The organism is Urbifossiella limnaea (assembly GCF_007747215.1).
GTDB lineage: Bacteria > Planctomycetota > Planctomycetia > Gemmatales > Gemmataceae > Urbifossiella > Urbifossiella limnaea.
Map to the genome: position 1 here is coordinate 4,143,804 of NZ_CP036273.1, position 14,876 is coordinate 4,158,679.

12 protein-coding genes are annotated in these 14,876 nt (G+C 68.8%); 4 read left to right on the top strand and 8 right to left on the bottom strand.

The window, feature by feature from the left end; genetic code table 11:
• Positions 1-75 precede the first annotated feature (75 nt).
• On the top strand, positions 76-1,005 hold the full coding sequence (locus tag ETAA1_RS16970; RefSeq protein ID WP_145240488.1) for a DUF1571 domain-containing protein: 930 nt from the start codon (positions 76-78) through the stop codon (positions 1,003-1,005).
• Here the strand turns inward: ETAA1_RS16970 and ETAA1_RS16975 are convergent.
• The 6 genes from ETAA1_RS16975 to ETAA1_RS17000 form a co-directional block, all read right to left on the bottom strand.
• Positions 980-2,929, bottom strand: a complete 1,950-nt coding sequence (locus ETAA1_RS16975) for a PAS domain-containing hybrid sensor histidine kinase/response regulator (RefSeq protein ID WP_145240490.1) — start codon at positions 2,927-2,929, stop codon at positions 980-982. The two genes, ETAA1_RS16970 and ETAA1_RS16975, sit on opposite strands and share 26 nt — an antisense overlap.
• Before the next feature lie 101 nt (positions 2,930-3,030).
• The gene (locus ETAA1_RS16980; protein ID WP_145240492.1) at positions 3,031-4,440 is read right to left on the bottom strand and encodes a CehA/McbA family metallohydrolase domain-containing protein; all 1,410 of its coding nucleotides are present in this window, start codon (positions 4,438-4,440) and stop codon (positions 3,031-3,033) included.
• Positions 4,441-4,449: 9 nt separating this feature from the next.
• The gene (locus ETAA1_RS16985) at positions 4,450-5,307 is read right to left on the bottom strand and encodes a sugar phosphate isomerase/epimerase family protein (protein WP_145240494.1); all 858 of its coding nucleotides are present in this window, start codon (positions 5,305-5,307) and stop codon (positions 4,450-4,452) included.
• A gap of 52 nt (positions 5,308-5,359) precedes the next feature.
• Positions 5,360-6,298 carry a hypothetical protein gene (locus ETAA1_RS16990; RefSeq protein WP_145240496.1) on the bottom strand — a complete coding sequence of 313 codons (939 nt, stop codon included), beginning with the start codon at positions 6,296-6,298 and terminating at the stop codon, positions 5,360-5,362.
• A gap of 14 nt (positions 6,299-6,312) precedes the next feature.
• Positions 6,313-6,849 (bottom strand): YceI family protein, encoded by a 537-nt coding sequence (locus tag ETAA1_RS16995; protein ID WP_145240498.1) that lies wholly within the window; start codon positions 6,847-6,849, stop codon positions 6,313-6,315.
• A 114-nt stretch (positions 6,850-6,963) separates the two neighbouring features.
• Positions 6,964-8,322 carry a serine/threonine protein kinase gene (locus ETAA1_RS17000; protein ID WP_145240500.1) on the bottom strand — a complete coding sequence of 453 codons (1,359 nt, stop codon included), beginning with the start codon at positions 8,320-8,322 and terminating at the stop codon, positions 6,964-6,966.
• A gap of 197 nt (positions 8,323-8,519) precedes the next feature.
• Here ETAA1_RS17000 and ETAA1_RS17005 point away from each other — a divergent pair, with 197 nt between their 5' ends.
• Both ETAA1_RS17005 and ETAA1_RS17010 read left to right on the top strand, forming a co-directional pair.
• Positions 8,520-9,836, top strand: a complete 1,317-nt coding sequence (locus ETAA1_RS17005) for a homoserine dehydrogenase (protein ID WP_145240503.1) — start codon at positions 8,520-8,522, stop codon at positions 9,834-9,836.
• Positions 9,837-9,975: 139 nt separating this feature from the next.
• A complete protein-coding gene (locus ETAA1_RS17010; RefSeq protein WP_145240505.1) occupies positions 9,976-10,317 on the top strand; it encodes a hypothetical protein in 342 nt (113 codons plus the stop codon).
• Positions 10,318-10,372: 55 nt separating this feature from the next.
• Here ETAA1_RS17010 and ppc read toward each other — a convergent pair whose 3' ends face one another.
• Positions 10,373-13,120, bottom strand: coding sequence for a phosphoenolpyruvate carboxylase (ppc, locus tag ETAA1_RS17015; protein ID WP_145240507.1), 2,748 nt, complete (start codon positions 13,118-13,120; stop codon positions 10,373-10,375).
• 160 nt (positions 13,121-13,280) lie between these two features.
• Here ppc and ETAA1_RS17020 point away from each other — a divergent pair, with 160 nt between their 5' ends.
• The gene (locus ETAA1_RS17020) at positions 13,281-14,303 is read left to right on the top strand and encodes an AAA family ATPase (protein ID WP_145240509.1); all 1,023 of its coding nucleotides are present in this window, start codon (positions 13,281-13,283) and stop codon (positions 14,301-14,303) included.
• 50 nt (positions 14,304-14,353) lie between these two features.
• On the opposite strand, the gene ETAA1_RS17025 is transcribed toward ETAA1_RS17020, so the two are convergent.
• Positions 14,354-14,800 (bottom strand): YybH family protein, encoded by a 447-nt coding sequence (locus ETAA1_RS17025; RefSeq protein WP_238389239.1) that lies wholly within the window; start codon positions 14,798-14,800, stop codon positions 14,354-14,356.
• Between the last annotated feature and the right edge of the window lie 76 nt (positions 14,801-14,876).

A 14,876-nucleotide genomic window follows, 5' to 3' on the forward strand; every position in this document is an offset into this window, starting at 1 on the left:
AGCCCTGCCGGCCGCAGTTGTTCCGAACCGAATCGACGGCTACACTGCCGCGAGGAATTCCCGGGAGGACGCCGCATGGTGCGCCGAGTCGCCGTCGCGCTGCTGATCGCCGCGACCCTGTGCCTGGCTGGCCTTGGCGCGTACTCGAAATGGTTCGCGTCGCCCACCGTGGTGATCGTCGACGAACCGCAGTTCGTGAAGCCGGCGGAGCCGCCACCTACGGAAGCGGAGCAGTTCGCCAACCTGGCCCAGACCGACGTGGTGGCGACGCTCGCCGCGTGCCTCTCGAACTACGAGAAGGAGACGACCGGCTTCCGTGCGACGCTGGCGAAGCGGGAGCGTGTGGCCGGCAAGCTCCAGGAGCCGGAGTTGGTGCGGGTGGTGGCCGCCGGCGACGTGCCCGGCCCGGACAAAAAGACCCACATCCGCGTGCGGATGATCTGGGACCAGGGCGGCAGCAAAGACTTGCTCGGCAACGTGGTCCGCGGTTGCCTCTACAGCGAGGATAAGTCGCCCGAGCAGATGGTCATCTTTCGGCCGACGGCCCTGCTCAAGGAATTCTCTGTGCCCAGCAAGAGCGGCCTGGCCCGCGACGCCTCCCGATACTGCGTCAAGGACGCGGGCATGTACCGGAGCATGCTCCGCACTTACGTCGCGTGGAAGAAACGGCAGGACACGGGCGAGTTGGCGGTGACCTACCTCGGCAAGCAGATCGTACTCCAGGCCGGGGGTCGCGAGTGTTACGCGATCAAGCGCACCTGCAAGACCGTGGAAGCCGACCCGTTCGCGCTCGACGAGCAACCGCCGACCGACGCGAGGATCATCGACCGCGACGGGTTCAGCGAAGTTACCCTGTTCATCGACGCCGAGCGGCGGCTGCAGGTCGGCACGGTCATCCGCCGCGCCGACGGCGAGTTGGTGGGCGAGTACTACTTCCGCGACGCGGAGTTGGTGAGTGCCGAGTTCCCGGCGGACACCTTCACCCCGGCGGCGCTGCGGAATTGACCACCCGCTCGACCGCCGCCGCGAGTTCCTCGGGGTGGAACGGCTTCTGCAGGAACTCCGTCCGCGGGTCGCGGGCGGTGGTGCGACGGTCGGAGTAGCCGCTGATGAGTACTGCCGGGGTGTCGGGCGCCTCGGCGCGGATCCGGGCCAGCAGTTCGTCGCCGGTCATGCCCGGCATCACCACGTCGGACACGACCACCCACACGGCCGCCCGGTTCGCACGAAACGCCTCCAACGCTGAGGTGCCGTCGCCGGCGAGTATCGGCGAGTACCCGGCGTCTTCCAGCGTGGACGCAGCCACCTCGCGGACGAACATCTCGTCGTCCACCACGAGCGCGACGCGGGCCGCGACCGGCTTCGGGTCCGGCTGCCGCGGCCTCGTGGCGGGGGACGCGGGCGGCCAGTAGACCTCAAACGTGGTGCCGCGGCCGGCCGCACTCTCGACACGGATGCCACCGCGGTGCGTCTTGACGATGCCGAGCACGGCCGCGAGCCCGAGCCCACGGCCGGGGAATTTCGTGGTGAAGAACGGGTCGAACAATCGGCCCATGGCCTCCGTGGGGATTCCAGGTCCGTCGTCCGTCACGCTCAGCAACACATACTCGCCAGGTGCCGGGGCCAGGCGGAAGTGCTCGGCCGACTCCGCGCCGGTGACTTCGGCCATCCCCGCCCGCACGACGACTCGTCCGCCGTCGCCGACCGCCTCGCCGGCGTTCATGACGAGATTCACGAGCACCCGACGGACCTGATCGTTGTCGGCCCGCACCGGCGGGAGCCCGGTCCCGAGGTCGAACTGAACGCGGGCGTGGCGCGTGGTCGAAACCTCCAGCAGTGCCTGTGCGTCGCGGACCAGGCGCGACAGGTCGGTGGTGCCGCCGGGGGCAGGGCCGCGGCCGGCGTAGGCGAGCATCTCGCGGCACAGCCCGGCGGCCCGCTGGGCGGCCTTCTCAATTTGCTCCAGGTACGGCGCCGCCGGGGAGCCCGGCGGGACGTGCCGCTGCGCCAGCCCGGCACTGCCGAGCACGACGGTCAGGATGTTGTTGAAGTCGTGGGCGATGCCGCCCGCAAGCACGCCGAGGCTTTCCCACTTCTGAGCGTCGAGTAGTTGTTGGCCGAGCGCCTCCTGCTCGTTCTCGGCATGCACCCGCTCGGTGATCTCCGCGGTCACGGCGACGATCCGCAGCGGCTTGCCGGCCGGGTTCAACAGCGTGCGTCCGCGGGCCGAGAACCACCGGTCGCGCCCGTCCGCGCCGGGGGCCGAGCCGCGGAACTGGTAAACGAAGTCGCCGCCGGTCCGCGCCGACGCTTCCATTTGGGCAACGACCACCGGCCGGTCGTCGGGGTGGATCGGCTCCCAGGCCGCTTCCCCAGTCACGTATTCTTGACCCGCGGGGAGCCCGAAGTACTCGCCGATGTCAGCCGTCGCATGCACCCGGCTCGTGGCGAAGTCCCAGTCCCACCCGAGCATCCCGGCGCCTCGGAGCACCTGCCGTAGCCGGGTCTCGCCCCACTGCAACGCCTGCTCAGCCGCCACTCGATCGGACACGTCGAGAACCAACGACAGCGACGAGGCCGGCTCGCCCGTGTCGTCGAACACGACCGAGTTGTACCACTCGCACCACACGACGCGGCCGTCGCGGGCGATGTTCCGGTTCCGCATCACGGCCCGCGGGCGGCGGGCTGCGAGCATGTCGCGGACGAGTTCGTCCACGCGAGCAAGGTCGTCCGGGTGAGGTGGGGCGATCTCAAAGGTGTGCCGCCCGAACGCCTCGCCGGCCGTCCACCCGAACATTCGCTCGGCCTGCCCACCCCACTGCCGCACGCGGCCCTCGCGGTCCCACGCGATGACCGCTAGTGGGGTGTTCTCCAAATGGGACGCGAGCTCACGGAGCGACGGTGCGGAGGGGCTGGCGTCCTGCGACATGCGGGCCTCCGAGGGGGTGACTACGGTGGCGACACGAGGCAGCGTGTACGAACGGGCGCGCCTACCTGAGTGATACAAACCGCCCGCCGGCCCGGCACCAGTCAGCCGTGTGTCGTGAGAACAGCGTGAGCTTCCGCGCAACGATCGAGTAGCGTCTGCTTCCGCTTCGGGTTCTCGTACCGCCCCGCGGCCTCCGCCCACTCGGCTGTCGAATCCAATAGTAGTCGAAGACTTCGGGCCGCGGTTGCATCAGTGCGTGTGGGGTCGAGGCGAATCGGCGATGTGTGCGCGAAACCCGGTCCGGTCGTCGGAGTGCACCGCGCCGCGACCCAGCCCACTCCACCAACCGCCGCGTCGAGTTCGGCGGCGACGCAGCGCCCGTCGGGCTGTGGTGTGACCGCACCAATCACCGTCCCGTCCGCGACCAACTCCAGCCGATCGAAAAGAGATAGCGACCGCGCCTCGGCGCGGGCACGGCCGCCTTCGACGGACAGTGACAGGATCGGCCCCGCGGTCACGAACGAGCGGCCACCGCGGACGGCTTCCACCCACCCAGTGTACCCGGGCGCGGCCGGCTTCGCGTAGGTGCGTTGCACCCCGAGTGGGGCGCGGTTGCTGTTCTTGCCACTCGCACCGACCAGCGGAACCGGCACGCCAGCCGACCAGAGCCGGTAGAGCCACGGCAACACGGCCGAGCGCGAACTCCCTGTCACCTCGATGGCGTCGATCTTGCCGAGGATCGCCGCGACGAGTGCCTCGCCGCCTACGAGCCCCGAGTGCCGCTGGAACGCCTCGACCCACACCGTCAGGCCGTTCTTACGGTGGCACTGATCGCACCAGTCGCAGACGCCCCAGTCGTCTGGGTCCTCGCCCCCGAACGTGAGCGGGAAGACTGGGCGGTGCGAGTGCAGTAGCCCGACGGTACCGAGCGCCGGGTGGTCGTTCAACGTGTTGACCACGACGAGCCGACCGTCGGATTCGAGCGCCGGAGCCTGGCCACTGAACGCGGCGAGGTTCGGCACGGTACGGTACGCCGTGCCGTCGATGCTGGGGTAGGGCTGAACCGCGGCCAGCAGGTTGACGACGTCCACGTCCTCGGCCGCGGCTTCGAGCAGTGCCGCATGGGGCGGCAGGAATAGACAGCGGCCGTCGCCGCTCACCCAGCCGTCGACACGTCGGTCGTACCAGCGCTCGACAGCGAAGCGGAGCGCCATCTGCCCGGCACCCAAGCTCACTGCGGTGTCGAGAGCACGGTACTCCGGCCCCTTCGTCGCCTGAACGCGGAGTGGGACGCCGGCAGGCAGCGGGATTTCGCAGGCGCCGTCGATCGCGAACCAGGCCTCTCGACCGAGCCGCAGCCCGCCACCGACGTCCTCGTTGACGCCGTGGGGGAAGTCCGCAAAGCGGCCGAGCGGGGCATAGTTCGTGCCGTCCGGCGCAGACACCCGGAGGCGTACGGGCGTCGGCCGACCCGTGCCTGCGTCATTGACGCGGATGTGAACGGTGAGCATGGGGCGGCTTCAGCCTTCCTGCCCGTCACAGTCGCGGAGGATCGCGCGGAACGCTTCCACGGCCGGCGGGAACAGGTCTGGCCCGGTCACGCCGCCGGTCGGGCCGCCGCCGCGGAGGTGCGGCTCCATCACGGCGAAACCGTGGTAGCCGCGCGACACCGCGTCGCGAATGCTGTGGGCGATTTTGCCGTCGCCGTGGCCCGCGAGGACGCCCCACTTGTGGCCCGCGTCGTGACCACCGGCGTACCAGTCCTTGATGTGCAGGTGGGTAGTCCACGCCTTCGTCTGCTCCCAGCCGGCGACCGGGTCGTACCCACAGTAGGCGTAGTTGGCTGCGTCGTACGCAGCGCGCAGGACCGGGCTGTTCACCGTCGTCAGCACGTCGCGGACACGTTCAGGCGAGTCGCCGTAGATGCGGTGCTCGTTCTCGTGGAGAAGCACCACCTTCGACTTCGCCGCGAGCTCGGCCATCGCGGCCATGCGGCGAATCACCTCGTCGCGGTGGGTTGGCCACGCGGAGGGGTCGAACGCGACGTCGTTCCCCGGCGGGTAAAAGCTGAACACACGAATGTTCGGGGTGCCGAACACACCGCACAGTTCGATCGCCCGCTTGAGTTTGTCGAGGTGCGGGGAGAAGTCGGCGTCCACGGGGTACTTACCGACGGGCGAGCCGATCGCGGACAGGCCGATCCCCTCGTCGTCGAGCAGCTTCTTGAACTCGCGGACCTGCTCGTCGGACAGCGCGAGCACGTTTGTGTGGAAGATCGAACGGAACTCGATGAACCGCACCCGGCAGTCCTTGAGGACCGACACCTGCACTCGCGGGTCGGGCGAGATTTCGTCGGCGAACGCGCTCAGGAGGAACATGACCGGGCACCGTGGGGGATCGGTGCCGCTACTCTATGAACCCGTCCGAGGCTCACCACTCCTCCTCGAACGCCAGCTTCTCGTGCTGCGCGGCCAACACCACGGCCGCGACGAGTGGGGCGAGAACGAACACCGCCCGGAGCAGGATCACGACCCAACGCGGCAGACGGGCGACGACGGGGATCAGGAATGGAATCAGGCCGAGCGGCGCGAGCGCTACCAGGCAGAAGGACGTGACAGGAACCTGACTCTCGACGAGGTACCGGCCGTTGAGCATGAGCCCCGGAAGCCCGACGACGCCGAGCGGCACCGCAGCGCTGGCGTCGGCACGGGTCGGGAACGAGGCGACGGCAACGCCCGCGGCGGCACAGCCGCACATGACTGCGAGGTCCATGAAGCGGGCGGTATGGTGATACAGCAGCACCGCCCCCGCTGCGAGGAACGCGGCCGCAAGGTACGCGGTCACTTCGCTGCTGGCTTTATCGCGGGCCGCGCGGTCGAGCACGAGCCACAGCGCGAGCATGGCGGCCGCCAAGGCCGGTTTCAGCCAAGCGACTTCGGCCGCCCACGCCAGCGGCACCAGGCCAGGGGCGACGACCGCGACGACGCCGGCACGAACGACCCACACCAGAAGACTTGCAATCCAGCGGCGACGTTCATCAAGAAGTCGCGCGACGAGGAAGCCGATCCCACGCGACACCAGACCCGCCGCAAGAAGGACCACTCCTGCCCACGGAAGTGCGTGCCACGCGGGCGCGTCGGGCTCAGCGACCCAGGGAATTACGCGCCCCGTGTTGTCGCCGCTGACGGCCTCGAAGGTGAAATTCGCCCAGCCGAAGCCGACGACGACTGCGGCCGCCGACCCGAGTGCCGCTGCCCGCCGGCCGAAACACAGGAACACACACACCACCATCGCCGCTCCTGCCGCGGCCGGCAAGACGGTGTGATGCAGGGCGTCCAGAACGTCCTTCGCCGGCGGCAGCGGGGGCATGACGGACTCGCGGGTTACTTCTTCGCGGTCACGCTCACCTTGAGCGTCACCTCGTCGTCAATCTTCCCCTTGCCGTAGGTCATGCCCCAATCCGTCTTGTTGATGCGAAATTCGCTCTTGAGTGTCAGCGCGTCCGCACCCGCCGTCACCGTCGCCGGCATGGTCACGCCCTTCGTCTTCCCCAGCAGCGTCAGGTCGCCGGTAATTGCATAGCCGGCCGCGGTCTTCTCCACCTTCGTGCTCTTGAACGTGGCTTTCGGGTAGTCCTTCACCGAGAAGAAGTCCGGCGCCTTGAGGTGGGCCGTCAGCTTGGTGTCGTCGCTGTACAATGAATCGGTGTCGATCGTCACGTCGATCTTGAGTGACACCGGCTCGGTCCCCTCGACGGTGGCCTTACCGTCGAGATTGGAGAAGCCGCCGGTGTGCTTACCCCCAGGCTTGGTGCCGACGAACTCGACTTTCGTGTTGCTACCGGTCAACGGGAAGTCGGTGGCGGACGCCTGAGTGCCGAACAGCATGGCAAAGGCGCCGGCGAGCAGGACGCGGGACATCTACGGAACCCTCCGGGGACGTGAGACGACGGGGATACCATCGGCCGTCGCGGGTCTAACCCCGATGGCGGCGGAATCCTGTCGCAGTACGGAGGGGATTGTACGCGGAGAGGCTCAGCTGCGTCCCATGAGGTAGGAGCGAAGCTCGACGAAGACGGCGTTGCAGCGCAGCTTCCAAGCCGTGTCGGCCAACTGCGTCGGGTGGGCCGGGCGGAAAAGCACATCGACCGTCAGCCGGCTCGGTTGCGTGGGGTCGGCGTGTCGGAGGTGGAGTTCCACGTCGAGCGGCGAGCCAGCCTTGCGCATGCCGAACCACGACAGCGGCCCGCCCCCGGCCCCGGCCCGCCCGCCGAGTCGGACGCGGACCAGCCCGGGCAGGCTCTCCACGACTTCGCCGTCGGCGTCGTGAACGAACCCGCGCAGTTTCATGATGGCGATCCGCTCCGGTAGCCAGGCTTCGAGCTGGAAGGGAAGCACGGCGTTCTCGCGGGCCGTCGAGCGCGGCACCTCGAGCACTGCCGCGGCGACGCCACCCGGCAACGGCGTGCCCGGCCGCGAGCCGGAGGGACGGCTGTCGGGCAGCCCCGGCCGACCGGGATTGGAGTCCACGCGTTCCTGCGCGCGGGCGAGTGCGGTGTCGAACCGATCGGCAAGTTCCCGACCGGACTGCGGGCGGTCGTCGGGGTCTTTGGCCAGGCACTGCATCACGAGCTGTTCGATCTCACGAGGCACCCAGCCCTTCAGGCCGATCTCGGCGAACGTCGGCGGCGGCTCGGTCGCGTGTGCCAGCAGGATGTCCATGCTGTTCGGTCCGCTGAACGGCAGCCGGCCGGTGAGGAGCTCGTACATCATCACGCCGACCGAGTACAGGTCTCCGCGGTGGTCCATTTCCTCGCCACGGACCTGCTCCGGCGCAATGTACCCCGGCGTGCCGACGGCGAAGTCGACGTTCGTGTCGGTCACCTTCCGGGCGTGATCGGCCTCGATGAGTTTGGCGAGGCCGAAGTCCATGACCTTGATCCGCTCGCGCGGCGTGTCGGGGTCCACGATCATCAGGTTGGCCGGCTTCAGGTCGCGGTGGATGATCCCTTCTTCGTGTGCCGCCTGGAGCACCTCGCAGAGCTCGCCGAGGATGCGGCCGACGCGCGGCGCGTTCATCCGCCCGTTCCGCGCCAGAAGTGTCTCCAGGTTCACGCCCTTAACGTACTCCATCACAATGCACGGCCCGTTGCCGTCTGTCAGGCTTGCGTCGTAGAGGGTGACGGCGCCCGGGTGGTGGAACCGGGCCATCAGAAGGGTTTCGCGCTGGAACCGGTCGCAGAACTTGGGGTCGGTGGCGATGTGGTCGTGCATCACCTTGATGACGACCTCGCGGCCGAGGTCGAGCTGGCGGGCCAGGTAAACGCGGCCCATGCCCCCCTCGCCGAGGAGCCGCTTGGCCTCGTACCGACCCAGGAAAATCCGGCCGATCATAATCGCGTCTCGCGCCGGCCCCGGCACCGGGGCGGGCACCCCAACCGTAGGTCGTGAATCACGCACGGCCAAATCGAATCGCCGGGTTGTGCCGGTCGGGCAGTCTGTTCGGGCCGGGCCTGAATACTGCGTCAGGCGCCCCCTCCTCTAGGCCGCGGCCGGCCGTAAGAACACCCCGCACCACAACGGAGAACGTGATGGCGGAGCCGCTCGGCGTCGGGTTGGTCGGGTGCGGGACGGTCGGCACCGGCGTCGCCAGACTGCTACTCGAACAGCCGGACCGCCTGGCCCGCCGCGCCGGTCGGCCGTTGGATCTCTGTCGGGTCGCCGTCCGCCATCCCGAGAAGCCGCGTGAGGTCGCCCTGCCACCGGGCGTGGTCACAGCCGATCCTGCGGCCGTGATCGCCGATCCCAGGGTGGACGTGGTGGTCGAGTTGATCGGCGGGACGACCGTCGCCCGGCGCGTCGTGCTGGACGCGCTCGCGGCCGGCAAGCACGTCGTGACTGCAAACAAGGCGCTGCTCGCGGAGGCCGGTGGCGAGGTGTTCGAGGCGGCGCGGGCCGCCGGGCGGACGGTGTGCTTCGAGGCCGCGGTCGCCGGCGGCGTGCCGATCATCCGGGCGCTCGGCGAGAGTTTGGCCGCCAACCAGGTCACGGCCATCCAGGGCATTCTGAATGGCACGTCGAACTTCATCCTGACGAGCATGGCCGAGCGCGGCATGTCCTACCCGGCGGCGCTCGCCGAGGCCCAGCGCCTCGGCTACGCCGAGGCCGACCCGACGCTCGACGTGGACGGCAGCGACGCCGCCCACAAACTGGCCGTTCTCGCGCAAATCGCCTTCGGCGTGTCCGCCCGGCCGGAACAGATCGAGCGCCGCGGGATCGACACGCTCGACGCACAGGACATCCGCTTCGCCGGCGAACTCGGCTACACCATCAAGTTGCTCGCCGAGGCTTGGACCGGCGAGAGCACGACAGGCGGCCGCGAAGTCGCGCTGCACGTCGCCCCTGTGCTACTACGGCGGACCGATTTGCTCGCTCAGGTGAGAGGGGCGTTCAACGCCATCTCGGTCCACGGCGACGTGGTCGGCGAGACGCTTTATCAGGGGCCGGGCGCCGGTATGATGCCGACCGCCAGCTCGGTCGTCGCCGACCTGATCGACCTGGCGGTCGGCCGCGCTCAGGCCACGTTCGCGGCGGCGCGACTGTGGTCACGCGAGGGGAAGGGGTTCGTGGTCGAGCCGGTCGAGCGGGTGCGGAGCCGGTTCTACCTACGGCTGACCGTCGCCGACCGGCCGGGTGTCCTGGCCGACATCACTCGCATCCTCGCCGACGAGGGGATCAGCATTTCGAGCGTCGTCCAGCACGAGGCGGGCGAAGGGGCCACGGAGCCGGTGCCGCTCGTCATCCTCACGCACACCGCCGAGACTGGGCGGTTCCGCGCCGCACTGCGAAAGATGGCAACCCTGTCGGCCGTGTCGGCGCCGCCCGTGTCATACGCGATGGGTGACTGATTACGCGGGTGGAAATGATTTTGCGCAGATTGTTGCACCCGACGGAACCGATAGGTATAGTACCCGGACTGGACGGATCCGCGCGCCTGCGTTGGGCCGCGCGGGGGCCGGCCTGAACCCGCCTGATGGAACCCATCCGATGCTCCGCTACGCTCTCGCGGCCGCCCTCGGTCTGGCCGTCGTGCTCTCCGCCGGCAACTCGATCGACGCCCAGGACAAGGCGAAGGACAAGGCGAAGGCCACCACGGTCGAGGGGAAGCTGGTGTGCACCAAGTGCACCCTGAACGAGACCGACAAGTGCGCTCACGCGGTGAAGGTGAAGGCCGGCGAGAAGACGCTGACCTACTACATCGACAGCAAGGAGTTCCACGGCGCCGTCTGCCCGGCCGGGAACGAGCTGGCGGTTAAGGTCACCGGCACGGCCGGCAAGGACGGTGACAAGCTGACCATCACCAAGGCCAAGGTCGAGAAGGCGAAGTAACACCCGCCCGACTCGCGACGAAGCCCGGGGACGGCTGTCCCCGGGCTTTTCGCGTTCACCCGGTGTTCTTCAACCCGCTAGCTACGCCGTTGATGCTTTCCAGCACCGCCGTCACCAACTCCTCCCGCGGCCCGTCCCCGGCCCGCAACCGCTTAAGCAGCACCAACTGGATGAAGCTCAGCGGGTCTACGTAAGGGTTGCGGCGTTCGATCGACGTCTTCAGAATCGGTGTCCGTTCCAGCAAGGTTGCTTGCTCCGTGATGCTGCACACGGCGTCCGCGGTGGCGCGGTACTCGGCCTCGATGCGGCCGTAGACCCGGGCCGCCAGAGCCGAATCGTCCACGAGGTCGGCGTAGAGTCGGGCGATCACCAGGTCGGCCTTCGCCAGGATCATCTGGGCGTTGTCGATGAGCGTCGTCCAGAACGGCCAGCGCCGGTACATCTCGCGGAGCATCGCAAGCCCGGCCGGGCGGGCGGCGAGGAACTCCCTCACGGCCGACCCGAGCCCGAACCACCCCGGCAGCGTGTGTCGACTCTGCATCCAGCTGAACACCCACGGGATCGCCCGCAGTTGCTCGATCGACCGCGTGGCACTACGGCGCGCGGGTCGCGAGCCGATTTTTAGCTCGGCGATCTCGCCGACGCACGTAGCCTGCTCGAAGTACGGCAGGAACTCGGGGTCGTCGTAAACGAACTCCCGATAGTGCCGGCGGGCGGCGGTGGCGAGGCCGTCGAGCGCCTCCACCCACGCCGGCTCGGGGCGGGACGCGTCGTCGGGGAAGCTCGTGCGCAGCACCGCGTTTACGACCTGTTCGAGGTGTCGCTCCGCGATCGCCGAGTGCCCGTAGCGGTCGGCGATCATCTCGCCCTGCTCCGTCACCCGCAACCGACCATCGACCGTGCCCGGCGGCTGCGCGAGGATCGCGCGGTTGGCAGGGCCGCCGCCGCGGCCGACCGCCCCGCCACGGCCGTGGAAGAACTGAACCGCTATTCCCTCGGCACGGCCGAGCTCGGTGAGATCCTCCTGCGCACGGTACAGCGCCCACGCCGACTGAAGGAAGCCGCTCTCCTTGTTGCTGTCCGAATACCCGATCATCACCTCCTGGAGCCGGCCTCGCAGGTCGAGCTGCCGCCGGTACACCGGAAGCGCGAACAGCTTCGCGAGTATCGCTTTCGCGGTCTGGAGCGGCTCAAGCGCCTCGAAGAGCGGCACGATGTCGATTCGGCTGACGCCATCGGCGGGTCGGTACAGCCCTGCCTCGCGGGCCAGTAGCAGCACTTCGAGGAGGTGCGCGGGGGTTGTGGTCGAACTGATGATGTAGGTGCCGAGCGCGTCCGGCGACTGCTGCTCCAGTACAGCGACCATCGTGCGGAAGGTCTGGATCACTTCGCACGCGTCGGCCGAGTACGCCAGCCGTGCCGGGATCAGCGGCCGGGTTCCGGCCAGTTCCGCGGCGAGGGCGTCGAACCTCTCGTCGGCCGACAGGTCGAGGTAGTTCGCACACACGCCGGCGGCGCGGAACACCTCGGCGACGGCTTGCTCGTGCCGCCCGCTGTGCTGCCGCAGATCGAGCGTCAGCAGGTGGACGCCGAACACGTCCACGAGGCGGACGAAGTCCTTGACCGCACCGTCGGCCGCGGCCGTGGCGCCGGAGCGGCGCAGGTCGGATTCGATGACACGTAGGTCGGCGAGGAGCCCGTCGCGGCCGAGGTACACGCCGGCGGGCGGAGCAAACTCGGCGGCCCAGTCGGGGGCGTGCGTGCGGACGTAGTCGAGCGTCCGCCGCAGCTTCTCCGCGATGAGAAGGCACTTGGCCCGGTAGGGCTCGTGATCCCGAGTCTCGGCTGCCACCTTCAACAGTAGCCGGTCGGCAGCGACCGATTCCCGCAACTCGGGGCCGACGGCGGCGAAGCGGTCCGAGTGGCTGAGCCGGCGGCCGAGTTCGTCGACGCGGGTGAGGTAGTGGCGGAGGATCGTCTCCTGCCCGAGGCGAACCGCGTCGGCGGTGACGGAGTGCGTCACGTTCGGGTGCCCGTCGCGGTCGCCACCGATCCACGACCCGAAGCGGAGGAACGCCGGCACCGGTCGATCGGCCCCGGGGTACACGCGGTTCAGCGCCGCCTCCACACGGCGGTAGACGCGCGGCACCACGTCCAGCAATCGCGTTTCGACGAGGCCGAGCACCTGCTTCACCTCGTCGAGCACGGTCGGGCGGGCGGCGCGGACGGTGTCGGTGAGCCAGTACGATTCCACCTCCTCGGCGACGGCGCGGAGCGTGTCCGCCTGCCCGGCTACCGACGGCGGGCCGAGTTCGAGTCGATCCAGATGGCCGGCGAGGGCGGCGAGCTTTTCCAGTACCGTTCGCCGTCGTGCCTCACTCGGGTGTGCCGTGAACACCGGCACGACGATGGCGCGAGCCAGGTGGTCGGCCAGCTCGCCGACGGCGGTGCCGCGGTCGCGGATGAGCCTGATCGCCGCCTCGGCGGACTCGGAACCGCCGCCGCCGCGGGTGCGTAACGCCCGCACCCGGGCCTGCTGTTCGGCGAGGTTGATGAGATCGAAGAAGACGCTGAACGCGCGGATGAGCCCCCGCAGCGCCGACAGGTCGAGTTGTCCTAACCGGTCGCGGAGGCGGCGGGCTTCGTCGAGGGAGGGGTTCGCCCGCAGCTCCTTGGCAGCACCGCGGACCTCCTCTACGAGCTGGTAGGCGTCCTCGCCGGCAAGCCGACGGATGGCGTAGCCGAGGAGGTCGCCGAGGAGGCGGATGTCGGAGCCCAGGGCCTTCTGTGCCGCCGCCTGCATGTCGTCTCCCGCGCACACCGCGGCTGCTCGCCGGGAGAGGGGGCGGCGGCCGTGTGGGATAACATACGGGGTCATCGAGCCATCCCGCGGCCGAGATTCCCCCTGGCGGCCGGTCCGGTTAGAATTCCCCTTTCGACCTCGGCCACGGAATCCGTACCCGATGCCCGCAAACCCCGCCCCTGACGACCTCTCGCTGGCCGACCTCCAGGCCGAGGCCGACGCCCTCCGCACCCGGATCAACCGGTTCCGCGAGTCGCTCGGTCGGTTCTTCGTGAACAAACAGGAGATCATCGACCTGATGGTCGTCGCCGCCGTGGCCCAGGAACCGCTGCTGCTCGTAGGCCCGCCCGGCACCGCCAAGAGTGACCTGATCCTCAAGTTCAAGGACGCTCTCGGCATCGAGGAGGCCGACTACTTCGAGTACATGCTGACGCGGTTCACCGAGCCGAGCGAGATCATCGGCGCCATCGACATCCAGGAGTTGCGCGCCGGCCGCTACATCCGCAAGAAGGAGGGGAAGCTGCCGACCGCGCGGCTGGTCTTCCTCGACGAGATCTTCAAGAGCAACTCCGCGATCCTGAACATCCTGCTGACGATCATCAACGAGAAGAAGTTCTACCAGGAGGGGAAGCCGGAGCCGGTGCCATTGCGGGTACTGTTCGCGGCCACGAACGAGGTACCCGAACAGGGCGAACTGGCGGCGCTGAAGGACCGGTTCGTACTGAAGGTGCAGAGCCGCTCGGTGCAGGACGACCACTTCACCGAGCTGATCGACGCCGGGCTGCGGGCGGAGGCGTACCGCGGGCTGAACCAGAAGCCCTGGGCCGAGGGGCACTGCTCGCTCGACGACCTGCTGAAGGCGAACCGCTACCTGACGCTCCTGTTCGCCCGCCGCACCGGCGACGGCCGCGGCGAGGAGCAGACCGACCGGCAGCTGTTCTTCCCGGCCGACGTGTTCCGTGAGTTCCAGCGGCTGGTGAAGACGCTGGTCCGAGAGGACAAGGTGTTCATCTCCGACCGCAAGTTGGTGAAGCTGTACAAACTGTTCCGCGTGCGGGCCTGGGTGTTCGGCGGCGGCACCGTGAGCCGCGACGACCTGCGGCTACTGACGTACCTGGGCGAGACCCACCAGGAGATTGATCACCTCCGCGAGAAGGTGCCGCAGCTGCTTGGCGACGTGTGAGGACGACGGCGAGAAGCCCACCACCTGTACGGTTCGAGACCGCGTCTCGCTTACTTCGAGGTGTGGTCGTGGGTGATCTTCCACCCCTCCGGCAGCTTGCGGAACAGCAGCGTGAACCAGCCACCAACGGCGTCTTTGCCCACGGTCACCTCCCACTTGCCTCGGACCAGCACCGCCCCACTGCCGACCGCCTCGCTGTCCAGGTCGGAGAACGACAGCTTTCCCATCTCCTTCCCCTCGCCCTGATACGCCACCCGGTAGCGCTCGTGCAGCGCCTTCCAGCCGCGGACCGACTTCGCCCCCGAGATGTACGTCATCCGCTCGTCGTTCCAGTAGCCGGCCATGAACCCGGCCAGGTCGCCCTTGTTCCAGGCTTCGACCTGAGCGGTGAGCACCTTCCGCACCGCGGCCTCGTCAGCCGCGGCGGGCGGGCTCGGCGGGTCGGCGACGGCGGGGGCGACACACATCAGTAGGGCGGCGACGGCAGCGCGGGTCACGGGTTGGCCTCCAGAGGTGTGACGCGGTGAGTATACTGCCGCGGTCAGCTGAATAAGTCCCACAACCCAGGTGTCC